Annotated in this window: 26 protein-coding genes; 9 read left to right on the top strand and 17 right to left on the bottom strand. The window is 75.1% G+C overall.

Going from position 1 to position 26,924, the window contains the following annotated elements; translation table 11 throughout:
• Together BM414_RS05195 and BM414_RS05190 are read right to left on the bottom strand one after the other, a co-directional pair.
• On the bottom strand, positions 1–494 hold a 494-nt coding region (locus BM414_RS05195; protein ID WP_139245713.1), incomplete at its 3' end, for an MFS transporter.
• Positions 491–1,027 carry a MarR family winged helix-turn-helix transcriptional regulator gene (locus BM414_RS05190; protein WP_245784492.1) on the bottom strand — a complete coding sequence of 179 codons (537 nt, stop codon included), beginning with the start codon at positions 1,025–1,027 and terminating at the stop codon, positions 491–493. The genes BM414_RS05190 and BM414_RS05195, both read right to left, overlap by 4 nt.
• 284 nt (positions 1,028–1,311) lie before the next feature.
• Here BM414_RS05190 and hrpA point away from each other — a divergent pair, with 284 nt between their 5' ends.
• Entirely contained in the window at positions 1,312–5,301 is a 3,990-nt protein-coding gene (gene hrpA, locus BM414_RS05185) for an ATP-dependent RNA helicase HrpA (protein ID WP_093578322.1), read from the top strand.
• Positions 5,302–5,316: 15 nt separating this feature from the next.
• Here hrpA and BM414_RS05180 read toward each other — a convergent pair whose 3' ends face one another.
• Positions 5,317–5,649: a hypothetical protein gene (locus BM414_RS05180; protein WP_139245712.1), complete on the bottom strand. Its 333-nt coding sequence runs from the start codon at positions 5,647–5,649 to the stop codon at positions 5,317–5,319.
• A gap of 143 nt (positions 5,650–5,792) precedes the next feature.
• On the opposite strand from BM414_RS05180, the gene BM414_RS05175 reads away from it, so the two are divergent.
• The 3 genes from BM414_RS05175 to BM414_RS05170 all read left to right on the top strand — a co-directional run bounded on the left by BM414_RS05175 (position 5,793) and on the right by BM414_RS05170 (position 7,889).
• Positions 5,793–6,191 (top strand): ATP-binding protein, encoded by a 399-nt coding sequence (locus BM414_RS05175; protein WP_093578321.1) that lies wholly within the window; start codon positions 5,793–5,795, stop codon positions 6,189–6,191.
• Between the two features lie 59 nt (positions 6,192–6,250).
• Complete coding sequence (locus BM414_RS29100; protein ID WP_175551416.1) at positions 6,251–6,424, top strand: hypothetical protein; 174 nt, start codon at positions 6,251–6,253, stop codon at positions 6,422–6,424.
• 103 nt (positions 6,425–6,527) lie between these two features.
• Positions 6,528–7,889, top strand: coding sequence for a cytochrome P450 (locus tag BM414_RS05170; protein ID WP_093578320.1), 1,362 nt, complete (start codon positions 6,528–6,530; stop codon positions 7,887–7,889).
• 12 nt (positions 7,890–7,901) lie between these two features.
• On the opposite strand, the gene BM414_RS05165 is transcribed toward BM414_RS05170, so the two are convergent.
• On the bottom strand, positions 7,902–9,215 hold the full coding sequence (locus tag BM414_RS05165) for a sulfate adenylyltransferase subunit 1 (protein WP_093578396.1): 1,314 nt from the start codon (positions 9,213–9,215) through the stop codon (positions 7,902–7,904).
• Between the two features lie 100 nt (positions 9,216–9,315).
• Here BM414_RS05165 and BM414_RS28240 point away from each other — a divergent pair, with 100 nt between their 5' ends.
• Entirely contained in the window at positions 9,316–9,576 is a 261-nt protein-coding gene (locus BM414_RS28240) for a hypothetical protein (protein ID WP_139245711.1), read from the top strand.
• Here BM414_RS28240 and cysD read toward each other — a convergent pair.
• From cysD to BM414_RS05135, 6 genes are all read right to left on the bottom strand, one after another.
• Positions 9,530–10,438, bottom strand: coding sequence for a sulfate adenylyltransferase subunit CysD (gene cysD / locus BM414_RS05160; protein ID WP_093578319.1), 909 nt, complete (start codon positions 10,436–10,438; stop codon positions 9,530–9,532). The two genes, BM414_RS28240 and cysD, sit on opposite strands and share 47 nt — an antisense overlap.
• A 75-nt stretch (positions 10,439–10,513) precedes the next feature.
• Positions 10,514–11,239 (bottom strand): inositol monophosphatase family protein, encoded by a 726-nt coding sequence (locus tag BM414_RS05155; RefSeq protein ID WP_093578318.1) that lies wholly within the window; start codon positions 11,237–11,239, stop codon positions 10,514–10,516.
• Entirely contained in the window at positions 11,236–11,949 is a 714-nt protein-coding gene (locus tag BM414_RS05150) for a PaaI family thioesterase (protein WP_093578395.1), read from the bottom strand. The genes BM414_RS05155 and BM414_RS05150 overlap by 4 nt, the downstream gene beginning before the upstream one ends.
• Positions 11,939–13,564: a sensor histidine kinase gene (locus tag BM414_RS05145; RefSeq protein WP_245784491.1), complete on the bottom strand. Its 1,626-nt coding sequence runs from the start codon at positions 13,562–13,564 to the stop codon at positions 11,939–11,941. Before BM414_RS05145 ends, BM414_RS05150 begins: the two co-directional genes overlap by 11 nt.
• A gap of 29 nt (positions 13,565–13,593) precedes the next feature.
• The gene (locus BM414_RS05140) at positions 13,594–14,322 is read right to left on the bottom strand and encodes a response regulator transcription factor (protein WP_093578317.1); all 729 of its coding nucleotides are present in this window, start codon (positions 14,320–14,322) and stop codon (positions 13,594–13,596) included.
• Positions 14,323–14,454: 132 nt separating this feature from the next.
• Positions 14,455–15,297 (bottom strand): siderophore-interacting protein, encoded by an 843-nt coding sequence (locus tag BM414_RS05135; protein WP_245784490.1) that lies wholly within the window; start codon positions 15,295–15,297, stop codon positions 14,455–14,457.
• A 346-nt stretch (positions 15,298–15,643) separates the two neighbouring features.
• Between BM414_RS05135 and BM414_RS05130 the strand changes: the two genes are divergently transcribed.
• Together BM414_RS05130 and BM414_RS05125 are read left to right on the top strand one after the other, a co-directional pair.
• Entirely contained in the window at positions 15,644–15,853 is a 210-nt protein-coding gene (locus BM414_RS05130) for a hypervirulence associated TUDOR domain-containing protein (RefSeq protein WP_093578315.1), read from the top strand.
• Positions 15,854–15,862: 9 nt separating this feature from the next.
• On the top strand, positions 15,863–16,294 hold the full coding sequence (locus BM414_RS05125; protein WP_093578314.1) for a DUF2795 domain-containing protein: 432 nt from the start codon (positions 15,863–15,865) through the stop codon (positions 16,292–16,294).
• Positions 16,295–16,315: 21 nt separating this feature from the next.
• Here BM414_RS05125 and BM414_RS05120 read toward each other — a convergent pair whose 3' ends face one another.
• Complete coding sequence (locus BM414_RS05120) at positions 16,316–17,317, bottom strand: hypothetical protein (protein WP_093578313.1); 1,002 nt, start codon at positions 17,315–17,317, stop codon at positions 16,316–16,318.
• Positions 17,318–17,517: 200 nt separating this feature from the next.
• On the opposite strand from BM414_RS05120, the gene BM414_RS05115 reads away from it, so the two are divergent.
• Complete coding sequence (locus BM414_RS05115) at positions 17,518–19,698, top strand: LCP family protein (RefSeq protein WP_093578312.1); 2,181 nt, start codon at positions 17,518–17,520, stop codon at positions 19,696–19,698.
• Between the two features lie 114 nt (positions 19,699–19,812).
• On the opposite strand, the gene pstB is transcribed toward BM414_RS05115, so the two are convergent.
• From pstB to BM414_RS05085, 6 genes are all read right to left on the bottom strand, one after another.
• Positions 19,813–20,592, bottom strand: coding sequence for a phosphate ABC transporter ATP-binding protein PstB (pstB, locus tag BM414_RS05110; RefSeq protein ID WP_093578311.1), 780 nt, complete (start codon positions 20,590–20,592; stop codon positions 19,813–19,815).
• A 28-nt stretch (positions 20,593–20,620) separates the two neighbouring features.
• Entirely contained in the window at positions 20,621–21,703 is a 1,083-nt protein-coding gene (gene pstA / locus BM414_RS05105; RefSeq protein ID WP_093578310.1) for a phosphate ABC transporter permease PstA, read from the bottom strand.
• Positions 21,703–22,653, bottom strand: a complete 951-nt coding sequence (gene pstC, locus BM414_RS05100; RefSeq protein ID WP_093578309.1) for a phosphate ABC transporter permease subunit PstC — start codon at positions 22,651–22,653, stop codon at positions 21,703–21,705. Before pstC ends, pstA begins: the two co-directional genes overlap by 1 nt.
• A gap of 105 nt (positions 22,654–22,758) precedes the next feature.
• Positions 22,759–23,880: a phosphate ABC transporter substrate-binding protein PstS gene (gene pstS, locus BM414_RS05095; protein ID WP_093578308.1), complete on the bottom strand. Its 1,122-nt coding sequence runs from the start codon at positions 23,878–23,880 to the stop codon at positions 22,759–22,761.
• 244 nt (positions 23,881–24,124) lie between these two features.
• Complete coding sequence (gene mshD, locus BM414_RS05090; protein WP_093578393.1) at positions 24,125–25,063, bottom strand: mycothiol synthase; 939 nt, start codon at positions 25,061–25,063, stop codon at positions 24,125–24,127.
• Complete coding sequence (locus tag BM414_RS05085) at positions 25,060–25,830, bottom strand: winged helix-turn-helix transcriptional regulator (RefSeq protein WP_093578307.1); 771 nt, start codon at positions 25,828–25,830, stop codon at positions 25,060–25,062. The genes mshD and BM414_RS05085 overlap by 4 nt, the downstream gene beginning before the upstream one ends.
• A gap of 264 nt (positions 25,831–26,094) precedes the next feature.
• Here BM414_RS05085 and BM414_RS05080 point away from each other — a divergent pair, with 264 nt between their 5' ends.
• Positions 26,095–26,922: a hypothetical protein gene (locus BM414_RS05080; RefSeq protein WP_093578306.1), complete on the top strand. Its 828-nt coding sequence runs from the start codon at positions 26,095–26,097 to the stop codon at positions 26,920–26,922.
• The last annotated feature ends 2 nt before the right edge of the window (positions 26,923–26,924 follow it).

The raw sequence follows: 26,924 nt of genomic DNA, 5'->3' as shown, positions 1-26,924 counted from the left end.
GCCATGAAGTAGCCCTGGTAGCGGGAGCGCTCCCGCGGCGGCACGATGTCGCCGATGATCGCCAGCGCCAGCGACATCAGGCCACCGGCGCCGATGCCCTGGACCGCGCGGAAGGCGGCCAGCTCGTACATCGACGTCGCCATGCCGCACAGCACCGAGCCGACGACGAAGACTGCGATGGCGAACAGGTAGAAGGGCCGCCGGCCGTAGATGTCGGAGAGCTTGCCGTAGAGCGGCGTGGAGATCGTCGACGTGATGAGGAACGCCGTGGTCGCCCAGGCCTGCAGGTCGTAGCCCTGCAGGTCGTCGGCGATGGTGCGGATCGCGGTCGCGACGACGGTCTGGTCGAGCGCCGCGAGGAACATCGCGACCATCAGCCCGACGATGATCGTGAGGATCTGCCGGTGGCTGAAGACGCCACTGGCGTCCGGCGCGGCGGCCGCCGCGCGGGCGTCCCTCCGGTCGTCCGCGCTGGCACGGGTGGTCTGGGTCATGGGTTCTCTCTCGGGACGGGGAGTGCGGAGGGGGAGCGGGGATCGGACGGCAGCGCTGCCGTGAGGTCGTCGAGCAGGCGCCCGAACAGGCCGGTGAGGGCGGCGAGGTCGGCGTCGGACCAGCCGGTGAGCATCGAGCAGAGCTGACTGGTGCGCTCCTCGGCCAGGCGCTCGACGGCGGCGCGGCCGGCGTCGGTCACGACCAGGCGGGTGGCGCGGCCGTCGGTCTCGTCGGCCACGCGCCGCACCAGGTCCTGCTCGACCAGCCACCCGACGTGCCGGCTGACCGTCGAGGGGTCGGCGTGCACGAGCTCGGCCAGTGCGCTCTGGCGCAGCGGCCCGAGGCGGGTCAGCGGGAACAGCAGGACCAGGGCGGCGCGCTCCCGGCCGTCGGTGGCGGCCGGGAGGCTCTTGAACGCGTGCACCAGGCGCATGAAGCGCGGCATCTGCTCCGAGAGCCTGCGGACCTCCGCCGTCCGCTCCGGCGACGGCGCGGTGGACGGGCCGGCGCCGGGGAGGGAGGAACTGGACACGGGGGCTCCGGGGGGCAGGAGGCGAAGACAGGTGGACGCTACAACTGGTTGCGGGACACATGCAACCAGTTGCAGCTTACATGCATCGGTGACGTGCGCGACAGGAACGGCGGAGGCGCCCGGAGCGCGCTGCCGGGAAGGGTCCGTCCCCCCGTGGCGTTGTCCGACCTGCACCTGATGCGCCGGACGTCCGGCGGCGCGGGTCCGACCCGGTGCGATCCTGGGGGCGGCGGCCCCGGTCGCCGCCTGCCGTCCCCTCACCTGGAAGAGAGCCGAGCGCGCCCGTGACCGCGACCCTCACGGACCTCCGGTCCCGGCTGGCCGCGCTGACCCTGGACGACGAGCACCGGCTCGGCCGGCGGCTCGAGGGCCTGAGGCGCACCCGCGACGACGCCGCTCGCGAGCGTGCGCTCGAGAAGATCGCCACCGACGTCACCGCCGCCGAGGAGCGCATCGCGCGCCGGCGGGCCGCCCTCCCGGTGATCACCTATCCCGAGCAGCTGCCGGTCAGTGCCCGTCGCGACGACATCGCCGCCGCCCTGCGCGAGAACCAGGTCGTCGTCGTCGCCGGGGAGACCGGCTCGGGCAAGACGACGCAGCTGCCCAAGATCGCCCTCGAGCTCGGCCGCGGCGTGCGGGGCCGGATCGGGCACACGCAGCCGCGCCGGATCGCCGCGCGCACGGTGGCCGAGCGGATCGCCGAGGAGCTCGACACGCCCCTGGGGGGCGCGGTGGGCTGGAAGGTCCGCTTCACCGACCAGGTCGGTGACGGCACGCTGGTCAAGCTCATGACCGATGGCGTCCTGCTGGCCGAGATCGCCCACGACCGGCTGCTGCGCCAGTACGACACGCTCATCATCGACGAGGCGCACGAGCGGAGCCTCAACATCGACTTCCTGCTGGGCTACCTGGCCCAGCTCCTGCCGCGCCGCCCCGACCTCAAGGTCGTCATCACCTCGGCCACCATCGACGTCGACCGGATCGCCAAGCACTTCGCAGGACTCGGTGACGGTGGGCAGAGTTCCGTGGACGGCGCCGACGTGCCCGTCGTCGAGGTCAGCGGCCGCACGTACCCGGTGGAGGTCCGCTACCGCCCCGTCGTCGACCCCGACGCCCCCGAGGGCGATCCGGCCGCCGACCCCGACCGCGACCAGGTCACCGCCATCGGCGACGCCGTCGAGGAGCTGGCGCACGAGGGCCCGGGGGACGTGCTGGTGTTCCTCGCCGGCGAGCGCGAGATCCGCGACACCGCCGACGCTCTCGCCGAGCGCTTCCCCGGCGTCGAGGTGCTGCCGCTCTACTCCCGCCTGTCGGCCGCCGACCAGCACCGGGTCTTCCAGCCGCACACCGGCCGCCGCGTCGTGCTGGCCACCAACGTCGCCGAGACGTCGCTGACCGTGCCCGGCATCCGCTACGTCGTCGACCCCGGGACCGCGCGCATCTCCCGCTACAGCGCGCGGACGAAGGTGCAGCGGCTGCCCATCGAGCCGGTCAGCCAGGCGTCGGCGCGGCAGCGCTCGGGCCGCTGCGGGCGCGTGGCCGAGGGCGTCGCGATCCGCCTGTACACCGAGGAGGACTTCGAGGGCCGGCCCGAGTACACCGACCCGGAGATCCTCCGCACCAGCCTGGCGTCGGTGCTGCTGCAGATGGCCGCGCTCGACCTCGGTGCGGTCGAGGACTTCCCGTTCGTCGACCCGCCGGACCGGCGTGCGATCGCCGACGGCCGCGCCCTGCTCGAGGAGCTCGGCGCCCTGGACGCCGAGGGGCGGCTGACCGAGACCGGGCGCGCCCTCGCCCAGCTCCCGCTCGACCCCCGCCTCGGCCGCATGGTGGTCGAGGCCGACCGGCGCGGCGTCCTCGAGGAGGTGCTCGTCGTCGCGGCGGGCCTGACGATCCAGGACCCGCGCGAGCGGCCGAGTGAGCACCAGCAGGCCGCCGACGAGATGCACGCGCGGTTCGCCGACGAGCACTCCGACTTCCTCACGCTGCTCAACCTCTGGCGGTACCTGACCGAGCAGCAGGAGGCGCTCTCCGGCAGCGCGTTCCGCCGCACGGTCAAGCGCGAGTTCCTCCACTACCTGCGCATCCGCGAGTGGCAGGACCTGCACGGCCAGCTGCGCGGCACCGCCCGCCGCCTCGGCATGACCCCCGGCGCGCTCGCCGCGGAGCCCGACGAGCGCGGGATCTCCGTCGCCCTGCTCGCCGGGCTGCTGTCCCAGGTCGGCCTGCAGGTGGAGGACTCCCGGGGCGGCAAGGACGCACCCCGCCGCCGTGGCGGGCGCGAGTACCTGGGCGCCCGCGGTGCCCGGTTCGTCATCGCCCCGGGCACCCCGCTGGCGAAGAAGCCGCCGCGCTGGGTCGTGGCCGCCGAGCTCGTGGAGACCAGCCGGCTGTTCGCCCGGACGGTGGCGCGCGTCGACCCCGACGACGTCGAGCGGCTTGCCGGGCACCTGGTCAGGCGCGAGTACTCCGAGCCGCGGTGGGACGCCAAGCGCGGCTCCGTCGTCGCCACCGAGCGCGTGACGCTGTTCGGCATCCCGCTGGTCGTCGGCCGGCGCGTGCAGTACGGCTCGATCGACCCCGTCGTCTCCCGGGAGCTGTTCGTCCGGCACGCGCTCGTCCAGGGCGAGTGGACGACGCACCACCGGTTCTGGGCCGAGAACCAGCGCGCGATCGAGCGGGTCGCCGAGCTGGAGGAGCGGGCTCGCCGCCGTGACATCCGGGTCGACGACGAGACGCTGTTCGAGCTCTACGACGCGCGCATCCCCGCCGACGTCGTCTCCACCCGGCACTTCGACCGGTGGTGGAAGTCCGCGCGCCGCGCGACGCCGGACCTGCTCACCCTCACCCCGGAGGTGCTCACCAACGCGGCCGCGGCCGGGCAGGTGCGCGTCGAGGACTTCCCCGACGAGGTGCCGCTGACGCAGGGGCTCACCCTGCCGCTCTCCTACGCCTTCGCCCCCGGTTCCCCGCAGGACGGCGTCACCGTCGACGTCCCGCTGGCGGTGCTCGACGCCGTCGCCGAGCGGACGTCGGGGGAGTCGCTGGCCTTCACCGTCCCCGGCCTGCGGGAGGAGCTGGTGACGGCGCTGCTGCGGACGCTGCCCAAGCAGCTGCGCCGGGCGCTGGTGCCGATCCCCGACCGCGTGCGCGAGGTCCTGCCGCGGATCAGCCCCACCGAGCCGCTGCTCCCGGCGCTGGAGCGCGAGCTGCGCCGGTCCGCGGCCGTCGTCGTCCCGCCGGACGCCTGGGCGCCCGCGGAGGTGCCCGCACACCTGCGGGCGACGTTCCGCGTGCTCGACGACGGCGGGCGCGAGCTCGCGCGGGGCAAGGAGCTCGGCTCGCTGCGCGCCCGGGTCGCCCCGGCCAGCCGCGCGAGCCTGGCCCGGGCCGCCTCCGACCTCGAGCGCACCGGGCTGACCGCCTGGACGATCGGCGAGCTGCCGCGCACCGTCCAGGTGCGCCGCGGCGGTCACGTGGTCACCGCCTACCCCGCGCTGGTCGACGAGGGGGCGGCGGCCGGCGTCCGGGTGGTGGCCACCGAGGCCGAGGCCACCCGGCTGACCTGGCGGGGCGCGCGCCGGCTGCTCGTGCTCGTCGCGGGCTCGCCGACCCGGCAGGTGGTCAAGGGCCTCGGCCCGAGGAGCCGCCTGGCGCTGCAGTTCAACCCCGACGGCGAGATCCCGGCGCTGGTCGACGACTGCGTCGACGCCGCGGCCGACGAGCTGCTCGCCGCTGCCGGCGGGCCGCCGCGGGACGAGGCGGCGTTCGCCGCCCTGGTGGCGACGGCGAAGCAGCAGCTGCTGCCGATCACGCAGGACGCCGTCCGGCGGGTCGAGGAGGTGCTGACCCAGGCCCGCGAGGTCGCCGTCGCCATCGGTGCCGCGCCGGGCCGGCGGGTCCCCGAGGCCGCGATCGCCGACCTGCGCCGGCAGATGGCCGGCCTGCTGCACCGCGGCTTCGTCGCCGATGCCGGCCGTCTGCGGCTGCCCGACCTGGTCCGCTACCTCCGGGGCATGGCGCTGCGGCTGGAGAAGCTCCCGGCCAACGCGGTGCGCGACGCGCTGTGGACGGAGCAGGTCGCCGCGGTCACCGCCGAGTACGAGCAGCTGCGGCGCGAGGTGCCGCCCACGGGCGCGCCGGACGACCCGGTCGCTCGCATCCGCTGGATGGTCGAGGACCTGCGCGTGGGCCTGTTCGCCCAGCAGCTCGGCATGCCGCGGCCCATCTCCGAGCAGCGCGTCTACAAGGCGATCGACGCCCTGACCGCGTAGCCGGCTGCGGACCGCTCAGGCGGACGGGGCCTCGATCGCGCCGTCCGGGGACCTGGGCTGGTCGCGGAGCAGCGCCGAGATCCGCTGGCGGGTGACGCCGAACATCGCGGCGATCCGGTTGATGCTGACCTGCTCGGCCTGCAGGGCCCGGGCCTGCGCCCTGCGCCACGACGACCCGGCGCCGGCCAGCGCGGACAGCACCGTGGAGATGCGCTCGACGACGAGCGGGCGTGACTCGCCGGAGACGATGTCGAGCCAGGTCTGCCCGGAGCGGCGCTGGGCGAGCAGCTGCTCGGCGCGCGTCCGGGCGTCCTCGAGCTCGCCCGCGCACCGGTCGATCTCGCGCACGAGCTGCTCCAGCGCCGCGACGGCGGTGTCCTCGGGATCACCCCCGGGCTGTGCCGGGGGAGGTGCGCGCCAGGCCTGCGAAGGTCGTACACGACTCAGTTGGACACCGCCGACATGTCGTCGCCGGGTTGCAAGGGGAGACGATGTCGACACTCACCACACGGGTGGACCTGCCGGCGTCGGCACGCAGCGTCCCGGTGGCCCGCCACCTCGTGCGTGAGGTCCTGCGGGCCTGGCGTGCTCCCCAGGACACCGGCGACGTCGCGCTCCTGGTGACCGAGGTCGTGGCCAACGTCGTCGACCACGCCGGCGGGGACGGGTTGCTGGCGCTGGAGCTGGAGTACTCCGACGGCTGGCTGTGCATCGCCGTGTCCGACGGTTCGGCCATCCGCCCGGTGGTGGGGGAGCTGCGCGGTGACCAGCCGCGCGGCCGGGGGATGCAGATCGTCGACGCGATCGCCGACCGCTGGGGTGTCGAGGACGTCGACGGCGGCAAGCGGGTCTGGTTCGTGCTCGCGCCCGGGCCGGGCTCCGGAGTTTGACCGCCGGGCCGTCCGGGGAGGGCTGGGGAGACCGAAGCCGTTCGACGGATGGAGACAGGATGAGCGAGCCCACCAGCGACACCGAGGCAGCCGGCGAGGGCCTGTCCGACGAGGAGATGGTCGAGACCGTCGCCGGCCAGACCGACAGCGCCTCGGGTCACGCGTACAAGGCCGGCAAGGACTGGGACGGCGACGCCAGCCAGACGCCCGCGCCCCCGGACACGGACGCGTAGCAGAGCGACCATCGGCCCCGGCCCGGGGCTCACCCCGAGCGTGCGAGGGGTGAGGGGGCCGGGGTCCTTCCACCGCCCGGCACCGGCCGGGCGGGAGGTGCCCATGACGACGACGTCCCCCCGCCCGCCCCGGGCGGCCGGTCCACCGGCCGGACCTGCGCCGCTCGCCGTGCTGCGGCCGGTGCGCACGGCCACCCGCTACGCCGTGCGCCACGGGCTCCCGGCGGTCTACCTCGCCCGTGCCGCCCGCCGCGGCGACCCCGTCGGCCTCCTGCTGCGCGACCGGGCGTCCCGCGAGGACCCCTACGACCTCTACGAGCGGCTGCGCGCCCGCGGGCCGCTGTCCCGCAGCGCGCTCGGCCCGGTGACCACCTCGCACGCCGTCGCCACCGAGGTGCTGCGCTCGGACGCCGCCGGGGTGGGGTGGGACCGCTCGCAGGCCCCCGCGCTGATCCGGTGGGCGCTGCGCTTCGGCGACGAGCTGGACGCCACCGGCGTGGCCGAGCCGCCGTCGATGCTGGTCACCGACCCGCCCGGCCACACCCGCTTCCGCCGGCTGGTCAGCCGGGCCTTCACGCCGCGCGCCACGCTGGCCTCCGAGCCGATGGTGCAGCGCACCGCCGAGGCCCTGCTCGACCGGCTGACCGGCCGCGGCGACGTCGTCGACCTGGTCGAGGCCTACGCCGCGCAGCTGCCGGTGCTCGTTATCGCCGACCTGCTCGGCGTCCCCGTCGAGCGGCGCGAGGACTTCCTGCGCTGGGGCGCCGCCGCGGCCGCCACCCTCGACCCCGGGCTGCCGCTGCGCCGGTACCTGGCCGCCGAGCGCGGGCTGCGGGCCATGCACGCCTTCCTGCGCGGGCACTTCGACCGGCTGCGGCGGGACCCCGGCGAGGACCTGGTCAGCCGGCTGGTCACGCTCCCCGAGGACGAGGCGCTGACCGAGCGCGAGCTGCACGCCACGGTGATGCTGCTGCTCGGCGCCGGCTTCGAGACCACCGTCAACCTGCTGGGCAACGCCGTCGTCCTGCTCGACGCCCACCGCGACCAGTGGGACGCCCTGCGTGCGGACCCGGCGGGCTGGGACGGCGCGGTCGAGGAGGTGCTGCGCCACGACAGCCCGGTGCAGCTGACCGGCCGCACCATCACCCGGGGGACCGAGGTCGCGGGGACGCGGCTGCCGGCCGGCACCCGGGTGACGCTGCTGCTGGGCGCGGCCAACCGGGATCCGGGGGTGTTCGGCGACCCGGCCCGCTTCGACGTCACCCGCGCCAACGCCCGGGACCACCTGGCCTTCTCCGGCGGCATCCACTACTGCCTCGGGGCGGGCCTCGCCCGGCTCGAGGGCGTGGTCGGACTGCGCGTGCTCAGCGAGCGCTTCCCGCGGCTGCGCGTGGCCGGCCGCCCCGTCCGCCGCGACCTGCAGACCCTCCGCGGCTTCGAGACCCTCCCCGTCCGCCTCGGCTGAGCGCCGGCCGCGTCAGCGGTGGGGAGGCAGCATCCCGGCGCCGACCGTGGCGTTGGTGGCCTCGTCGACGAGGATGAACCGGCCGGTGACCCGGTTGCGGTTGTAGTCGTCGACGAACAGCGGCTGGGTGGTCCGCAGCTTCACGCGCCCGATGTCGTTGAGGCCGAGCTCGCCGGCCTCCAGGTCGCGGTGCAGCGTGTTGACGTCGAGCCGGTAGGTCAGCTCCTTGACCATCGCGCGCACCGTGCGGGTCGTGTGCTTGACCGCCAGCCGCTGGCGCGGCCGTAAGGGCTCGTCGGCCATCCAGCAGACGAGGGCGTCGAGGTCCTGGGTCGCCTGCGGCACGTTGCCCGGGCGGCACAGCAGGTCGCCGCGGGAGACGTCGAGGTCGTCGGCGAGGCGCACCGTCACCGCCATCGGCGCGAAGGCCTCCTCGACCGGGCCGCGCGGGCCGTCGATGGCGGCGACCGTCGTCGTCAGGCCGCTGGGCAGGACCTGCACCTCGTCGCCGGTGCGGAGCACGCCGCTGGCCATGGTCCCGGCGTACCCGCGGTAGTCGTGGAACGCGTCGGACTGCGGCCGCACGACGTACTGCACGGGGAAGCGCACGTCGACGAGGTTGCGGTCGCTGGCCACGTGCACGTGCTCAAGGTGGTGCAGCAGCGAGGGGCCCTGGTACCAGGGGGCCTTCTCCGACTGGCTGACGACGTTGTCGCCGTGCAGCGCCGAGATCGGGACGACGGTCAGGTCGGGGACGTCGAGCCGCGCGGCGAAGGCGCTGAACTCGTCGCTGATGGCCTCGAAGGTCTCCTGCGACCAGTCGACGAGGTCCATCTTGTTCACCGCGACCACCAGGTGCGGCACCCGCAGCAGCGAGGCGAGAAAGGCGTGCCGCCGGCTCTGCTCGAGCATCCCCTTGCGGGCGTCGACCAGCACGATCGCGAGGTCGGCCGTGGAGGCGCCGGTGACCATGTTGCGCGTGTACTGCACGTGCCCGGGGGTGTCGGCCAGGATGAACGTCCGCCGCGGGGTGCTGAAGTACCGGTAGGCGACGTCGATGGTGATGCCCTGCTCGCGCTCGGCGCGCAGGCCGTCGGTGAGCAGCGCCAGGTCGACGTAGTCGCCCTTGCTCGCCCGCTCGATCGCCGCGTACTGGTCCTCGTAGACGGCCTTGCTGTCATAGAGGAGCCGGCCGATCAGCGTGCTCTTGCCGTCGTCGACCGACCCGGCCGTGGCGATGCGGATGATGTCCTTGCGGGCCGTCGCCAGCTCGGCCGCCTGCGCGGCGGCGGGGGAGTGGACGTCGACGGCGGACTGCTCGGACATGGCCTCCATCATCCCCAGCCGGTTCCCGGCGCGGCGGCCGGGGCCGGAACGGGGGACGCTGGTGTGAGCGGTGCCACCAGGGTCCGCGGAGGGGGGCGGCGTGGGCGGCTTGGTGATCTTCGTGCCGTTCCTGCTGGTGGTCGTCGCCGGCTACGCGGTCGCCTACGTCGTCGCGGAGGCGCTGGGCGTCGCCGCGCCCGAGGCGGTCGCCTGGCCGGCCGGGTTCCTGCTGCTCGCCGTGACCGTCGTCGTGCTGCTCCGCTACCACCGCCGGCGCAGCGCGCGAGCGCGCCGCGGGGAACGGCGAGGCCCGCTCAGAAGTAGCCCTCCTTCTTCCGGTCCTCCATCGCGGCGTCGCTGACCTTGTCGTCGCCGCGGGTGGCGCCGCGCTCGGTCATCCGGGTCACCGCGATCTCGGCGATGACGTCGGCGACCGTCGTCGCCTGCGAGCGCACCGCGGCGGTGAGGTTGGCGTCGCCGACGGTCCGGTAGCGGACGGTCTCCCGGGACGTCTGCTCGCCCTCGCGGGGCTGCACGAACTCGTTGACGGCGTAGAGCATCCCCTGCCGCTCGACGACCTCCCGCTCCTGCGCCAGGTACAGCGCGGGGATCTCGATGCCCTCGCGCGCGATGTACTGCCAGATGTCGAGTTCGGTCCAGTTCGACAGCGGGAAGACGCGGATCGACTCGCCCAGGTGGATCCGGCCGTTGTAGATGTCCCAGAGCTCCGGGCGCTGGTTCTTCGGGTCCCACTGGCCGAACTCGTCGCGGAAGGAGAACACCCGCTCCTTGGCCCGGGCCTTGTCCTCGTCGCGGCGCGCACCGCCGAACAGCGCCGTGAAGCCGTGCTCCTCGACCGCCTCGAGCAGGACCGGCGTCTGGATCCGGTTGCGGGAGCCGTTGGGCTCCTCCCTGACCAGGCCGCGGGCCATCGCGTCGGGCACGGAGGCGACGACCAGCTCGACGCCGAGCTCGGCGACCCGCTTGTCGCGGAACTCCAGGACGTCGGGGAAGTTCAGCCCGGTGTCCACGTGCATCACCGGGAACGGGATGCGCGCCGGCGCGAACGCCTTGCGTGCCAGCTCCAGCATGACGATGGAGTCCTTGCCGCCGGAGAACAGCAGCACCGGGCGCTCGAGCTCGGCGGCCACCTCGCGGATGACGTGGATCGACTCGGCCTCGAGCGTCTCCAACTGGGTGAGCCGGTAGTCGGGGGTCGTCACCCTCCCAGTGTCCGTCACGCCGCTGAGGAGCCCGGCCCGGCCCCTCGCCCGGCCCTCGGCCGCCCGGCGCGCCCCTCAGCGGACCGCGGCCAGGAGGCCGGCGGCCAGCTCCGGGCGGCACACCAGCAGGTCCGGCAGCGAGGGGTCGGACTCGTTGTAGCGCAGCGGTGACCCGTCCAGCCGCAGCGCCGTCAGCCCCGCCGCCAGGGCGATGGCGACGGGCGCGGCGGAGTCCCACTGGTACATCCCGCCGGCGTGCACGTAGGCGTCCACCTCGCCGCGCACGACCGCGGTCACCTTGAACCCGGCGGAGCCCAGCGGCACCAGCTCGCCGCCCACCGCGCCGGCGGCTGCGTCGGCCTGCGCGGGCGGGCGGGTGCGGCTGACCGCGATCCGGGGCGCCCGGACGACCGCCGGCGGCAGCGCCGGGGCCGGGTCGGTCACGAGCACCTCCCCGACGGCGGGCAGCGCCACGGCGGCGGCGGTCAGCGTCCCGCCGGCCCACAGCGCCACGTGCACGGCGAAGTCGGACCGGTCCGTCTCGCCGTACTCGCGGGTGCCGTCGAGCGGGTCGACGATCCACACCCGCCCGGCCTCGAGCCGGCTGCGGTCGTCGGCCGCCTCCTCGCTGAAGACGACGTCGTCGGGACGCTCGGCGGCGAGGACGGCGGTGATCGCCTCCTGGGCCGCGGCGTCGCCGGCGTCGCCGAGCGCCCGCCCGGTCAGCCCGCCCGCGCGCAGCCGCACGAGCACGTCCGCGGCCGCCCGCGCGGCGGTGGCGGCGACCTCGACGTCCCTCACTCCCCGCTCCCGGGGGCGGTCGCGTCCGTGGGCCGCGACGGCGGCGCGTGCCGGCCCGAGGCGTCGGTGACCTGCGCGAAGTACTCGGCGCGCAGCTCCTCCCGGGGCAGGACGAAGACCGCCCGTGCCTCGACCAGCGGACGGTCCGGCTCGTCCGCCGGCGCGATCGTGCCGGTGACGACGGACTTGCGGCCGCCGGCCTCGGTCACCCGGGCGCGGCAGACGACGGGGGTGTCCAGCGGCACCGGGCGGCGGTAGTCCAGCTCCAGCCGGGCGGTCATGCCCCACAGGCCCGCGCGGATCGTCGCCGCGCCCAGCACCTGGTCCATCACCAGTCCGCTCATCCCGCCGTGCAGGTAGCCGGGTGGCCCCTCGTAGGCCAGGCCGAAGACAGCCTCGCCCACGACGCCACCGGGCTCCTCGCGCAGCCGCAGCGGCGGGGCGACCGCGCTGCCCAGCCCGGTCACCGGGTTGTAGACGCGGCGGAACTGCACCGGGTCGTCGAGCACGGACAGCCGGCCGGGCGGGCGGACCTCGGCGCCCAGCCGGCCGGTCACCTCCCGCACGACCGCGGCGACCGCGGACAGCTCGGCGGCCGGGACCGACGTGCGCACCGAGGCGTCGACCAGGCCGCGCAGGGCCCCGCCGAGGTCGGCGACGGCGTCCATCAGGACGGCGTCGTACGGGGCTCCTCCGCTGTCAGTGCTCACCCGCGGACGGTAGCCCCGCGGGGTCGGCGGGCCGGCCGGGGGCACCGCCGGGCAGTCCCCACGCCCCGCTCGCCGGGGAACTGCCCGGGACCCCGTCGGGCAGCTCGGGACCGGAGCGCGGCAGCCGCACGGTGAAGGTCGCGCCTCGTCCGGGCGCGGTGTCGAGGTGCACGTCGCCCCCGTGCGCCGCCACGAGCGAGGCCACGATCGACAGCCCGAGCCCCGTCCCCCCGGCCCCCCGGCTGCGCGAGGCGTCGGCACGGTAGAAGCGCTCGAAGACCCGGGCGGCGTCCCCGGGCGCCAGGCCGGGGCCCTCGTCGGCCACCCGCAGCACCACCCGGTCGCCGCCGTCGCTGGTGTCCTCGCCGATCGAGACGGTGACCCGGGCCGTATCGGCGGTGTGCACCAGCGCGTTGGTCACCAGGTTGCCCACGACCTGGCGCAGCCGGGCCTCGTCGCCGAGGACCACCGGCACCTCGGTGAGCGAGTCGTCCAGGTGCAGGCTGACCGGCCGGTCGGGCTGCAGGACGCGAGCGTCGTGGACGGCGTCACTGGCGACCTCGGCGAGATCGACGGGGGCGATGTCCAGCGGCCGCTGCTGGTCGAGCCGGGCGAGCTGCAGCAGGTCCTCGACCAGCACGCCCATCCGGCCGCCCTCGCTCTCGATGCGCTGCATGAGGCGGGCGACCCCCTCGGGGTTGGTGACCGCGCCCTGGCGGTACAGCTCGGCGAACCCGCGGATCGAGGTCAGCGGGGTGCGCAGCTCGTGGCTGGCGTCGGCGACGAACCGGCGCATCCGCTCCTCCGACGCCCGGGCCTGTTCCTCGGAGGCCTGCTGGGACCGGAATGCGCTCTCGATCCGGGAGAGCATCCCGTTGAGGGCCCGGGACAGCCGGCCGACCTCCGTGCGGTCGTCACCGTCGGGCACGCGCTGGGACAGGTCACCGGCGGCGATCGCCTGGGCGGTGCGCTCCACCTCTGCCAGCGGGCGCAGGCTGCTGCCCACCAGCCAGTACCCGGTCACGCCCAGCGCGACCAGCACGACGAGTCCGACGACGATCTCGATGCGCCCCAGCTGGGCGATCACCCTGTCGTCGCGGTCGAGGTCCCCGCCGACGACGACGGTCGTCCCGTCGGGCAGCCGTACGGCCGCGACCCGCCAGTACGTGTCGCCGTCGCCGGAGGTCACGGTCTCCGCCCTGGGGCCGTCGGGGCCGCCGCCCTCGCCACGCGGACCGCCGGCACTCGTGGCGAGGACGGCGATCTCGGCCACCTCCTCGGCGTCGAGGTCGGGCAGCTCATCGGTACGGAGCGGGCCGGAGACCACGACCGGGTCCTCGTCACCGGGCACGACGCAGGCCAGGTAGGTATCGCTGTCGGGGTCCACGAACCGCAGGTCCCCACCGCGATAGCAGCCGGCCAGGACGCCCTCGACGGCCCGCATGTCGCGCACGGTGCGCTCGAGCTGCTGGTCGAGCTGGACGACCAGGTAGCGCTTGAGCAGGGAGGTCGCCGTCACCCCGGTGGCGACGAGAGCCATCGCCACGAGGACCAGCAGCACCGCGACGAGCGTGATCCGCAGCGGCACCCGCGGGAGGCGGGGGCCGCTGCGCACGGCTGCTCCGGGGAGCCCGGCGGGTGTGCTCACGCGCCGCGTGGCAGCCGCAGGGTGTAGCCCACCCCGCGGATGGTGTGCAGCAGGCGCGGCTCGGTGGTGTCCACCTTACGCCGCAGGTAGGAGATGTAGGACTCGACGACGTTGGCCTCGCCGTTGAAGTCGTAGTTCCACACGTGGTCGAGGATCTGCGCCTTCGACAGCACCCGCCCGGCGTTGGCCATGAGGTAGCGCAGCAGCTTGAACTCGGTGGGGGACAGGCTGACCACCTGCCCGGCCTTGACCACCTCGTGCGACTCCTCGTCGAGCTCGATGTCGGCGAAGGTGAGCCGGCTGGTCTCGGCGGCGCGTTGCTGGCCGGTGCTGCGGCGCAGCACCGCCCGGATGCGCGCGAGGACCTCGTCGAGGCTGAACGGCTTGGTCACGTAGTCGTCGCCGCCGAGGGTGAGCCCGGAGACCTTGTCCTCGGCCGCGTCGCGCGCGGTGAGGAACAGCACCGGCGTGTGCCGGCCGCTCTCCCGCAGGCGGCGGACGACGCCGAAGCCGTCCAGGCCCGGCATCATGACGTCGAGCACCAGCAGGTCGGGGCGGAAGGTCGAGGCCATGGCCAGCGCCTGCTGCCCGTCGGCGGCCGTCGCTACCTCGAACCCGGCGTAGCGCAGGCTCGCGGAGAGCAGCTCGCGGATGTTCGGCTCGTCGTCGACCACCAGGAGCCGCGCCTCCGGCGCGGAGGGTCGAGCGCTGCGGGCTCCCGTCACGACAACTCCCGTCGGACGCCTGGCTGCTGTGGTCATGCTCTCAGGATCCGCGCTGGGGCTGCAGTCGCACTGGACGCCACCTGTGAGTTCCCTGTGGGTGACCGTCCCCGGGAGGCTCAGCCGGAGGGGGACTCAGCCGGAGGGGGACATGGCGCGGCCGCGCCGCCAGTAGCCGATCGCGTGGTGCTGGGCGCGCGTGAGTCCCCAGCGGCTGCGCAGGTCGGCCCGCACCGCGCGCACGGCGGCCGACTCGGCGGCCACCCACGCGAACACGTCGTCGCCGGCCGGGCGATCGAGCGCGGCGACGGCGTCGGCGAGCAGCGTGCTCTCCCCCGGAGGCGTGCCGCCGCGGTGCAGCCAGCGCACCTCGACCCCCGGCGGCCGGGCGAGCGTCTGCTCCTCCTCGGGGCCGGCCACCTCGACCAGGGCGACGCCGCGCGAGGCCGGGTCGGCCGCGGCCAGGATCCGGCTGATCGCCGGCAGCGCCGTCTCGTCCCCGGCGAGCAGCAGCGTGCCGGCCGGACGGTCCCCCAGCGCGCCGCTGCCGGCCACGCCGAGCAGGGCGCCGGGAGCCGCGGCGCCGGCCCACGCGGCGGCCGGTCCGTCACCGTGCAGCACGAAGTCCACGTCCACCTCCCCGCGACCGGGGTCCTGCCGGCGGGCGGTGTAGCTGCGCAGGCTGATGCCGTGCGACCCGGCCGGCCAGACGATCCGCCCGTCGCGCGCCACGGCGGGCCAGCGCGGGTCCGGATCGCCCACCCGGGGTACCAGGAGGTTGACGGTGGGCCCGGTCGCGGCGACGGCGTCCGGCGTCCCCGAGAGCACGACGCGGCGCACCGACGGCGTGACCTCGACGACCGAGACGACGGTGAGGACGTCGACGGGTCGGGGACTGCCCGGGAGGTGGGCCTCCCCCTCGGAGGGCCGCCCCACGGGAGGGCCGCCCTGGGGCCGGCTGCCGGCGGGTTCTGTCACGGCGGCGAGCGTAGGGACCGGGCGCGGCAGGGGCCGACCCGGCCGACCCCGGGGGAATGAGGTCGACCGGGCCGGCGATCGAGGACGAGGCACCTCACTGAGCGTCACTGCTGCTCGACTCTCAGCAGCAGATTTGCCCGATCGCTCCCCGTCGGTGACCACGCTACGTGAGCGGGGCGGTTCTGCCACCGCACGAGCGGGTGATGCACCCTGCCGCGGGAGTGATCTACGTCGCCCGGTGGGCGTGTACGTCCCCCCGGCGCGCCCATGTGTGTCCCCGACGGACCCCGGGCACCGGGGAGGCACGACTCGATGCTCGTGCCGGAAGACCACGGAGGTCCGACAGATGGCCGATGACCTGGAGAAGGGTGACCACGTCACCTGGAACAGCCACGGCAGCAAGGCCGAGGGGACCGTCACCAGGAAGATCACGGAGGAGACGGAGGCGGGGGGCCGGAAGGTGAAGGCCAGCTCCGACGACCCCCAGTACGAGGTCAAGAGCGACAAGAGCGGCAACACGGCGGTGCACAAGCCGTCCGCGCTCGAGAAGGAGTAGGAGGAACCCATGAGCGAGATGGACGACCGGTTCGCCGGTGTGTCGTCGCGGAGCACCAAGCACAACCCGCGGCTCGACGAGGAACTCGAGCACGAGATCCAGGGGATGCTCAAGGCCGAGCACGCCACGCGCTCGGAGGAGTTCCGCGAGGTGGAGCCGGTGGCCGAGGGCGAGCCCGACCTCACCGCCAACCCCTCCGGCACCCTGGTGGGCGGGGTCCCGGTGGGGATGACCGAGGAAGCCGTCGTGGCCCGTGCCGAACTGGCGCGCTGGCTGGTGCGGGCCGACTTCCCCGCTGACGGACCCGGCCTGGTCGAGGCCGCGCTCGACCACCGGGCGCCCGACGCCATCGTCGAGGAGCTCCAGCGGCTGCCCGAGGGCGAGACCTACGAGCGGATCGGCGACGTCGCCCGCGCGCTGGGGTACCCGACCGAGACCTGACGAGCAGGACCCGCAGGGGGCTCAGGAGCCGGTGCGCTCCTGGGCCCCCTCGTCGTTCCCGTCCTCGGCGATCTCCTCCCGGCCGCGCCGCCGGAAGAGCTTCGAGCCGGGGAAGCCCTTCACCACCTCGCGGATGTCCTGCATCGTGTCGACCAGGTCGTGCACGTCGGTGCCGACGTCGCCGAGGGACTCGAGCACCGGCATCATGCTCTCGTCCAGGTGGGTCACCAGGGTCGGCAGCCGGTCGACGAGGGTGACCAGGGCCTCGACCTCGTGCGGCTCCAGCGTCTCGGCCAGCCGGCGCACCGACGGCACCAGCCGGGCCAGCGGCTCCTCGTAGCCGGCGAGCAGCGGGTCGATCCGCCCGACCAGTCCCTCGGCCCCGCCGACCGCGCCCTCGGCCCGCTCCACCGTCCCCTGCGCCCGGTCGGTGATGGCGTCCACGGCGCCGATGGCGGCGTCGGCTTTCTGCTGGGTGGCCTCCACGGCGCCGATGGCGGCGTCGGCCTTGTGCTGGGTCGCTTCGACGGCGCCGATGGCGGCGTCGGCCTTGTGCTGGGTCGCCTCGACGGCGCCGATGGCGGCGTCGGCCTTCTGCTGGGTGGCCTCGACGGCGCCGATGGCCCCGTCGGCACGCTGCTGGGTCCGCTCGACGTTCCCGATCGCGGTGTCGGCGCGCTCCTGGGTCTTCTCGACGTTGCCGATGGCGTCGTCGGCCCTCCGCTGGGTCTCGCCCACCGCGGAGATGGCCCGGTCGGCCGCCTGGATCGTGGAGCCGGCACCGGCGACGAGGGTGTCGGCGCGCCGGCGGGTGGAGTCCAGTGCGGTCACCGCGTCGTCCACCCGGTCGACCAGGCCCTCCGCGCGGCCCACCACGGCGTCGGCCCGGTCCAGCAGCCCCTCGAGCCGGCCCACCGCCGCCGCCACCCGGGGCACCAGCGCGAGCGCCTCGGCGACCCCCTCGCGCAGGCTCTCGACGGCGGTGAAGACGTCGGACGGACCGGGGATCGACGGGAGTCTCACGGGCCGACGCTACGTCCGGACGGGGTGCCCTGCCGCCCCGAGCAGCCGGTTCCCGCCCGAACGGGGGCCCGGGCGACGGGCTCCTCCGGCGGGTCACGTCGCGGATGACCGGTCCTCGGAGGCCTGCGGCCGTATCGTTGAGTGCTGCCGCGCGTGCAGCGCGCGACGACACGGACGGCTTGGCACGCCACGACGATGGGATGTCGACACCGGTGGGGGACGAGCGGGGGCGGGACGGGCGGGGCGCGGGCCGCGGCGCGCCCGGTCCGGTGACCGTCGAGCAGCTGCTGGCCCGCCAGGGCGGCGCCACGGGCCGCCGGGCCGCGCGGCGCACCGGCGAGGTGCCCATCCCGCTCGAGCCCGGTGAGTCGCTGCCCCCGCACCGGGGCCCCCTCCCGCCCGTGCCGGGTGCACCGGCCGCACCGGAGGCGGTCCGGCAGGAGCGGCCGGACCCGGCCGCCGCGCTCGAGGACTCCGTCGGTCCCCGTCGCGGGCTGCCGCCGGTCCCGGGCGCCGCGGCCGGTGTCCAGCGCTCCGCCCCCGTCCCGCCGCTGCCCCCGCTCGGCGGGGCCGCCCGGCCCCAGCCGGTGCCGCCGCTGCCCGGCACGCCTCGCGACCAGGCTGTCCACCGGTCGGGCCCGGTGCCGCCGTTGCCGGCCGTCCACCGGTCGGGTCCGGTGCCTCCGCTGCCCGGGACCCCGGCCTCCGGGCTCCAGTACTCGCGACCGGTCCCGCCGCTGCCCGGCACCGGCGGGGTCCAGTACTCCCGGCCGGTCCCGCCGCTGCCCGGCCGCCCCGCGCGCCCGCCGATCCCCGGCCTCGACGGCCCGGCGATGTCCGGTGCCGGCAGCACCCGGCGCCCGCTCGCCGACCGCCCGCCGCGCAGCCCCGGACGCCGGCGGCTCGTCCGCGCCGCCGTGGTCCTCGGCGTGCTGCTGGGCCTCGTCGTCGGCTACCACGCCGGTCTCTACGCCTACGTCGACCGCAGCATCGCCCGCGTCGGCGCGCTGGCCCCCGAGGGCCCGGAGGTGATCGCCCTGCAGTTGCAGGAGGGTGCGACCACCTACCTCGTCGTCGGCACCGACCTGCCCGGCACCGACGGCCCGGCGTCGGTGACCACGATGCTGGTGCACGTGGCCGCCCGGGAGGACCGCGCCGTGCTGGTCAGCGTGCCGCCGACCGCGCTGGTCGACACCCCCGGCTGCCGGGCCGACGACGGCTCGCTGCGTGAGCCGGTGTCCGAGGCCTTCGCGACGTCGCTGCTGGCCGGCGGCCCGGCGTGCATGGTGCGCGCGGTGCAGCAGATGTCCGGGCTGCGCGTCGACCACTACCTCGCCGTCGACCTCGGCCGGCTGCCCGCCATGGTCGACGCCGTCGGCGGGGTGAGCGTCTGCCTGCCCACCGCCGGCCCGGCCGACGCCGCGTCCGCCGCCCCGCTGCCGGCCGGCACCTCGGAGCTGACCGGCGCCCAGGCCACCCGCTACCTCGCGCCGGGGGACGCCGGGTCCGACGTCACGGGTGTCGCCGCCGCCGAGCGGAGCCAGCAGCTGCTGTCGGCCACGCTGCGCTCGGCGCTGACCGTCGGGACGCTCGCCAACACCTACGAGCTCACCCGCTTCCTGACCCGCGCCGCGGACGCCCTCACCGTCGACGAGCAGACGACGCTCGGCGACCTGCGCACGCTGGCCTCCGCGCTCGGCGGCCTCGAGGGCGACGCCGTGCAGCGCGCCAGCCTGCCGGTGGCGCAGGTCGGCTACGTGCCGGCCGGCAGCGACCAGGCGTACGTGCTGCTCGACGGCGCGGCCACCCGCGCGCTGTTCGACGGCGTCATCGAGGACAGCGCCGTTCCCGCCGAGCCGACCGCCCCGGTCGCCGCGGCCGCCACGGCTCCCCTCGAGGATCCCGCTGCCGCCGCTGCCCCGGCCGCCGAGGGCCCCGCGGTCGACACCGGCGCCGAGCAGGCGCCCGCGAGCCCGGCCGCGCAGCCGCTGTCCGTGGCACCGGCCGCGGTCCGTGTCGACGTCCTCAACGCCACCGCCACCAGCGGGCTGGCCGGCACCGTGGGCGACCTGCTGCGCCAGCAGGGCTTCACGGTGGGAGAGGTCGGCAACGAGCGCGGCACGGTCAACCAGACCGTCGTCCGCCACGGGCCCGGGGTCGTCGAGCAGGCCCGCACCGTGGCCGCCGCCGTCCCCGGCGCGGTCCTGCAGCCCAGCGACGCCATCGGCGAGACCGTGCAGCTGGTGCTCGGCCCCGGCTACTCCGGCGTCGTCCCGGTCCAGGTCCCCGCTCCCGCTGCGGCCGTGGCGCCGGCGCCGGCCGCCGAGACCACCACCGCGGCGGCTCGCACCACCAGCGCGGGCCCCGTCCGCTGCAGCTGAGCGGCGCCCTCGCGTGTACACGCGGCGCGCGCCACACCGGCTCTGCAGACGACGAGGGCCGCCGCGGGAGTCCCGCGGCGGCCCTCGTCTGGCCCCCCTGCAGGGGGGCCTCACTCAGCCGAAGCGGCCCGAGATGTAGTCCTCGGTGGCCTTCTGGTCGGGGTTGCTGAAGATCTTCTCGGTCGGGTTGAACTCGATCAGCCGACCGGGCTGACCCACCCCGTTGAGGTTGAAGAAGCCGGTGGACGTGCTCACCCGCGCCGCCTGCTGCATGTTGTGCGTGACGATCACGATGGTGAAGCGGTCCTTCAGCTCGGCCATCAGGTCCTCGATGGCGAGCGTCGAGATGGGGTCGAGGGCCGAGCAGGGCTCGTCCATGAGCAGCACGTCGGGCTCGACCGCGATCGCGCGGGCGATGCACAGCCGCTGCTGCTGACCACCGGACAGGCCCGAGCCGGGCCGGTCGAGACGGTCCTTGACCTCGTTCCACAGGTTCGCGCCGCGCAGCGAGCGCTCGACCAGGTCGTCGGCCTCGGACTTCTTCATCTTCTTGCTGTTGAGCCGGTTGCCGGCGATGACGTTGTCGTAGATCGACATCGTCGGGAACGGGTTGGGCCGCTGGAAGACCATGCCGATCTGCCGGCGGACGTCGACCGGGTCGGTGTCCGAGCCGTAGAGGTCCTGGCCGTCCATGACGACCTTGCCCTCGACGCGGGCGCCGGGGATGACCTCGTGCATGCGGTTGAGCGAGCGCAGGAAGGTCGACTTCCCGCAGCCCGACGGCCCGATCAGCGCGGTGATGCTGCGCGGCTCGATGGAGACGTTGACGCCCTCCACGGCGAGGAAGTTGCCGTAGTAGATGTTGAGGTCGCTGACCTCGATGCGCTTGGCCACGTGGAGATCCTCCGGGTCGGGGGTCGGGTCAGCGACCGGTCTTGGGGGCGAACAGACGGCTGATCAGGCGGGCCACGACGTTGAGGACCATCACCAGGATGATGAGGACGAGCGCCGCCGTCCAGGCCCGGTCCAGGAACGCCTGGGTGGCGGTGCCCGGCTGGGTGAGCTGGTAGAAGGCGAACACGGGCAGCGTCGCCATCCGTCCGTCGAACGGGTTGAGGTTGGTGCCGGTGATCAGGCCCACCGTCACCAGCAGCGGCGCGGTCTCACCCACGACGCGGGCGACGGCCAGGGTGATGCCGGTGCCCAGCCCCGCGACGGCGGTCGGCAGGACGACCTTGACGACCGTGCGCCACTTCGGCACGCCCAGGGCGTAGCTGGCCTCGCGCAGCTCGTTGGGGACGAGCTTGAGGACCTCCTCGCAGGAGCGCACGACGACCGGGATCATCAGCACCGAGAGCGCCACGGCCCCCATGACGCCGAGCCGGACGTCGTTGCCGAAGACCAGCGTGAACAGCGCGAAGGCGAACAGACCGGCCACGATCGACGGGATGCCGGTCATGACGTCGACGAAGAACGTGATCGCCCGCTTGAGCCGGCCGGAGCCGTACTCGACGAGGTAGATCGCGGTGAGCAGGCCGATCGGCACCGAGATGACGGCGGCCAGCGCGGTGATGACCACCGTGCCGAGGATGGCGTGGTAGGCGCCGCCGCCCTCGCCGACCACCCGGAACATCGAGTTGCTGAAGAACGCGCCGTCGAAGCGCGCCAGGCCCTTGTCGAGCACGGTGTAGACGAGCGAGACGAGCGGCACCATCGCCACGGCGAAGGCCGTGGTGACCAGCGCGGTGACGAGCCGGTCGGTGGCCTTGCGACGGCCCTCGACGACCCGGGACCCGACGTACACGGCCAGCGCGCCCAGGATCGCGCCGTAGATCACGGTGAGGGCGATGCTGAAGCCGGTGAGGGCCGACAGCAGCGCACCCAGCGCGATCCCGGCGACGTAGAGCCCGAGCGCGGCGAACCGGGGCAGCCGGCGTCGCGGGCGGATCGAGCCGCTGGGCGGCTCCTTCGTGACCCGGACGGGGGACTGGGTCTCGGTGCTCATCAGTTGGCTCCGGAGAAGTCGGCGCGCCGGTTGACGATCCAGCGGGCGAGCATGTTGACCGCGAGCGTGATGACGAACAGCACCAGGCCGCTGGCGATCAGGACGTTGACCCCGAGGCCGGTGGCCTCGGGGAACCGCAGGGCGATGTTCGACGCGATCGTCGAGGGGTTGGAGCTGCCGATCAGGTTGAGCGTGGCGCCGGCACCGCCGGACAGGACGATTGCCACGGCCATCGTCTCGCCCAGGGCCCGCCCGAGGCCGAGCATGGCGCCGGCGATGACGCCGGACTTGCCGTAGGGCAGCACCGCCATCTTGATCATCTCCCAGCGCGTCGCGCCGAGGGCCAGGGCGGCCTCGCGGTGCAGCGCCGGCGCCTGGCTGAAGACCTCGCGGGCGATGGCCGAGATGATCGGCAGGATCATGACCGCCAGCACCAGGCCGACGGTCAGCATCGTGCGCCCGCTGGCGGAGGCCGGCCCGGCGAAGAACGGGATCCAGCTCAGGTGGTCGGCGGCCCAGACGTGGAAGGGCACCAGCGTCGGCGCGAGGACCGCGAGGCCCCAGAAGCCGTAGACGACGCTCGGGATGGCCGCGAGCAGGTCGATCACGTAGCCCATGCCCGCAGCGACCCGCCGGGGCGCGTAGTAGGTGATGTAGAGCGCGATGCCCACCGCGAGGGGGGTGGCGACGAGCAGGGCGAGGACGGCGCCGAGGAGCGTCCCGAGGATGAGGGGGCCGACGTACCCGGCCAGGCCCTCGCCGCCGGGGATGTCCTCCGACGGGGCGGTGAGAGCCGGGATCGCCTCGCTGATGAGGAAGGCGGCCACGCCGGCCAGGACGAGCAGGATGAAGATGCCGGAGCCCTTGGCGCTGCCGGCGAAGATGCGGTCACCGGGCCGGCGCACGACGCGCTGCTTCGGGGGTTCGGTCGGGGCCTTCGTGGCGGTCACCGCTGCTCCGGGTGGTCGATCGGTGGTGCGGGGAGTGCCCGTCTCCGGGCGGGGCGGTGACCCGGGGCGTCATCGACGCCCCGGGCCACCTGGTGGCGTGCTCGGTCAGCCGGCGGCGGTGATGGCGTCGACCGCGGTCTGCGCCTGCTCGCGCAGGGTGTCGGAGATCGGCGCGTTGCCGGCGTTCTCACCGGCGGCCTGCTGGCCGTCCTCGCTGATCACGTAGGACATGAAGGCCTTGACGTTGTCGGCGGTCGCCTGGTCGTCGTACTCGACGCAGCCCACGTGGTAGCTCACCAGGACGACCGGGTACTCGCCCGAGCCCTCGGTCTGGCGGTTGACCTCGATGGCGAAGTCGTACTCGCCGCGGCCCTCGAGCGCCGGCGAGTTCTCGACCACGGCCGCCGCGGACTCGGGGGTCGGGGCGACGAACTCGCTGCCCACGCCGACGTTGACGACACCGAGCTCACCGGCGCGGCTGGCGTCGGCGTAGGTGACGGCGCCGGCCGTGCTCTCGACGACGCCCACGACGCCGGAGGTGCCGTTGGCGGCCTCGCCGCCGGGCAGCGGCCACACGCCGTCGGGCTCGGCGGTCCACACGTCACCGGCCGTCTGGAACAGGTAGTCGGTGAAGTTGTCCGTGGTGCCCGAGTCGTCACCGCGGTGCACGGGGGTGATGGCCGTGTCGGGGAGCTGCGCGTCCGGGTTCGCCTCGGCGATGGCCGGGTCGTTCCAGGTGGTGATCTGACCGGTGAAGATCCGGGCGATCGTGTCGGGCGAGAGGTTGAGCTCGTCGACGCCCTCGAGGTTGAAGATCACCGCGATCGGCGAGATGTAGTTGGGCAGCTCGAAGACCTCGCCGCCACCGCAGCGCTCCTGCGCAGCGGTCAGCTCCTCCTCGTCGAGGGGGGCGTCGGAGCCCGCGAAGTCGGTGGCGCCGCTGATGAACTGCTCGCGGCCGCCGCCGGAGCCGACCGGGTCGTAGCTGAAGCTGACCTCGGGGTACTCGCCCTCGAAGCCGGCCTGCCAGGCCTCCATCGCCGCCTGCTGGCTGCTGGCGCCGGCGCCGACGAGGTCGCCGCTCAGCTCCGCGGCGCTCGACCCGCTGCCGCCGCCCCCGCCCGAGGAGCTGTTGGTCTCGTTCGCGGCGCCGCACGCGGCGAGCGCGAGGGTGCTGGTCAGCGCCGTGCTGAGGACGACGGCGCGCGACCTGGTGCTGAGCTTCAACCCAGTGCCTTTCGGAAGGGGGACCCGGACCTCGTTGCCGGGCACGGTGGGACCAACGAAGAGGGACGGTAGGCAGCCGAGGTGGCCGGTCCCGGGTCGCTCGGTGAACGAGCGGTGAACGCCCGCGGAGGCTTTCCCGACCGGGTGAGAACGGCGTCACGTCGAGCAGGTGAACCCGGGCGTTTCCTGTGGCGGCGGACACCCGCGGTGCGGGAGGAAGGACCGTTTGCACCCGGTCCGGGGATCAGGGAGTGCGCCGCCAGGAGACGTCGACGGCGTACGGCGTGAAGCCGGTGCGCCCGTAGAGGGCCACCGCGGCGCTGTTGTCCTCCTCGACGTAGAGGAGCACCTCGTCGAGCCCGCGCCCGCGCAGGTGCGCCAAGCCGCGGACGGTGAGTGCCCGGCCCAGCCCGAGCCCCTGGGTGTCGGGGTCGATGCCGAGCACGTACACCTCGCCGACGGCGTCCGGGCCGGCGTCGCCGGGCGGGTGCACCTTGGTCCAGTGCGCGCCGAGCAGCGTGCCGCCGGCGTCCCGGTCGCCCCGCCAGGCGAGCAGGAACCCGGCCGGGTCGAACCAGGGCTCGGCCTCGCGCAGCTCCAGGTCCTCCGGGGTCCACGCGCCCTGCTCCGGGTGCGCGGCGAAGGCCCGGGCGTTGAGCCGCAGCCAGGCCGCCTCGTCGCGGCCGGGACGGAAGGCGGCCACCGACACCCCGGCCGGGAGCGCCGGGCCCTCGGTGAGGTCGGCGTCGCCGAGCGGGCGGCGCATCTGCAGCAGCACGCGGGCCCGGGTGTAGCCGCGGCCGGTGGCCAGTGCGGTGGCGGCCGGCAGGTCGCCGTGCGCCCAGACGCGGAGCGGGCGGCCGGCCGCGAGTTCCTCGAGCCGGGTGAGCAGCGCCCGCCCGGTCCCGCGCCGCCGGGCGCCGGGGGCGACGACGAGCTCGGCCTCGGCGTCCTCGGTGCCGTCGCCGAGCTCGAGCCGGGCGTATCCGGTCACCGCGCCGTCGGCGTCGGTGGCCAGGACGTCGTGGCCACCGGGCGGGCCGCCGTGCTGCAGCCGCAGCTCGGCCTCCTCCGACAGCGGGCGCACGCCGTCGGCCTCGGCCGCCGCGCGCAGCAGCGCGAGGACGGCCGCGGTCCGCGCGGGGTCGAGCCGCGCGGAGCCGGAGACGGCGGCGGCGCTCAGAGCAGCGGAGCGGTGTCGCGCGCGTCGGACACGGTGGTCGTGACGGGCTCCTCCGCCTGGGCGCGGGCGGCCGCGGCGGTGGCGTCGGCGACGTGCTGGTCGAGCTTGTAGCCCACGTTGCGGACCGTGCCGATCAGGGCCTCGTGCTCGGTGCCCAGCTTGGCGCGCAGCCGGCGCACGTGGACGTCGACGGTGCGGGTGCCGCCGAAGTAGTCGTAGCCCCAGATCTCCTGCAGCAGCTGGGCGCGGGAGAAGACCCGGCCCGGGTGCTGGGCGAGGTACTTGAGGAGCTCGAACTCCTTGTACGTGAGGTCGAGCGGGCGGCCGCGGAGCTTGGCCGAGTAGCTGTGCTCGTCGATGACCAGCTCGCCGGCCTGGGTGACCCCGCCGTCGGCGCCGTCGGCCGGGGTGGCCGCGGCCAGCCGGCGGGCGGTGGCCCACTTCAGCCGGGCGTCGACCTCGGCCGGCCCGGCGGTGTCGAGCAGGACGTCGTCGACGCCCCAGTCGGCCGACAGCGCGACCAGCCCGCCCTCCGAGAGGACCGCGACGAGGGCGGAGGCGACCCCGGTGGAGGACAGCAGGCCGCACAGCGTCCGGGCCTGGATGAGGTCGTGGCGGGCGTCGACGAGCACGACGTCGCCGGAGTCGCCGTCGAGCAGGCTCGACAGTTCGGGGGCCACGACGCGCACCTGGTGGCCGAGCAGGCCCAGGGCGGGCAGCACCTCGGTCGTGGCCTGACGCGCCGCGGTCATGAGCACGAGTCGCATGTCGTCTCCTCGGGGAGGGCGTCGACGGCGCTGTCGAACCGAGACAGCAGGATAACCGACGTGTTGCCGTCACCCCACGTACCGCTCGGTGTGGGATCCGTGACCGACCTCACCCGGAGCCGTCGCGGGGGCCGGGACACGCCGGGGACGCCGGCCCCGCTCGGCTGTTCGGGCGCGCCGGGCCCGGGGTGTCTGCGACGATCGGTGCGATCAGGAGACGACGGCACCGGCGGGGCTGCCGGGCGGCACCGGGCAGGAGGGCGCGTGACCACGGCGCTGGACACCCGGCCCGCCACCCGGGCGCGGCACGTCGCCGCCGCCGTCGTCTCGGGAGCCGCCGTCGCGCTCCTGCTGCTCGCGCCGGACCTCCTCGGCGAGCACGGCCGGCTGGCCGCCGTCCTGGTGCTGCAGGCGGTCCTGGTGGCCGCGTGGGCGCCCGCCACGGCACCGGCCGGTGCGGTGGGCGTCGCGGTCCTCGGGGCCGCGGCCGCGGTCGGCGCCGACCTCGCCGTCGGCCTGCTCGCCCCCTCCGGGGACCGGCCCGGTCCCGGACTGCTGCTGGCCGTGGCCGGTCCCGCGATGATCGCCGCCGTGCTGCACCAGATGCTGCGCCGGCCGCCGCGCACGGACGTCGTCGGCTCGCTCGGCAGCGTCGCGCTGCTGGTCGCGGCCTGCTGCGCGCTGGCGCTCCTGCTGCTGCCCCACGTCGCCGGGGACGACGGTGACCCCACCGGCTCGCCGCTGCTGGTCGTCGGCGCCGCGCTGGTGGCCGGCCACCTCGTCGACGCCGTCCTGCCCCGGCCCATGCTCGCCGACGGGGCCGACCGCGGCGTGCCGGGGCTGCTGCTCGCCGTCGCGGCCGGGGTCGCCGTCGCGCTGCTCGAGAGCGGCACCGGGGAGCTGGTCGACGTCGTCTCCGGCGTCACCACCGGCCTGGTGCTCGGACTGGTCGCCGCGCTGGCCGGGACCGCCGCCTCCTTCGTCCTCGGCGAGGCCCGGGGCCGGGGCGCCACGGGAGCGGGGGTCGCGGTCGAGGCGGTCCTGCCGCTGGCCGTCTGCGCGCCGGTGCTCCTGGCGCTGGCCGTCGTCTGAGC

It is taken from the genome of Geodermatophilus amargosae (genome assembly GCF_900116515.1).
Taxonomy (GTDB): Bacteria; Actinomycetota; Actinomycetes; order Mycobacteriales; family Geodermatophilaceae; genus Geodermatophilus; species Geodermatophilus amargosae.
This window is presented reverse-complemented; position numbering and strand designations above follow the sequence as displayed.

What these genes read in the sequence shown, in the direction of transcription:
- BM414_RS05175 (WP_093578321.1), top strand. Translation starts at nt 5,793, where the DNA reads ATGTCGACACTCACCACACGGGTGGACCTGCCGGCGTCGGCACGCAGC.
- BM414_RS29100 (WP_175551416.1), top strand. Translation starts at nt 6,251, where the DNA reads ATGAGCGAGCCCACCAGCGACACCGAGGCAGCCGGCGAGGGCCTGTCC.
- BM414_RS05170 (WP_093578320.1), top strand. Translation starts at nt 6,528, where the DNA reads ATGACGACGACGTCCCCCCGCCCGCCCCGGGCGGCCGGTCCACCGGCC.
- BM414_RS05165 (WP_093578396.1), bottom strand. Translation starts at nt 9,215, where the DNA reads ATGTCCGAGCAGTCCGCCGTCGACGTCCACTCCCCCGCCGCCGCGCAG.
- BM414_RS05130 (WP_093578315.1), top strand. Translation starts at nt 15,644, where the DNA reads ATGGCCGATGACCTGGAGAAGGGTGACCACGTCACCTGGAACAGCCAC.
- BM414_RS05125 (WP_093578314.1), top strand. Translation starts at nt 15,863, where the DNA reads ATGAGCGAGATGGACGACCGGTTCGCCGGTGTGTCGTCGCGGAGCACC.
- BM414_RS05115 (WP_093578312.1), top strand. Translation starts at nt 17,518, where the DNA reads ATGTCGACACCGGTGGGGGACGAGCGGGGGCGGGACGGGCGGGGCGCG.
- pstA (WP_093578310.1), bottom strand. Translation starts at nt 21,703, where the DNA reads ATGAGCACCGAGACCCAGTCCCCCGTCCGGGTCACGAAGGAGCCGCCC.
- BM414_RS05085 (WP_093578307.1), bottom strand. Translation starts at nt 25,830, where the DNA reads ATGCGACTCGTGCTCATGACCGCGGCGCGTCAGGCCACGACCGAGGTG.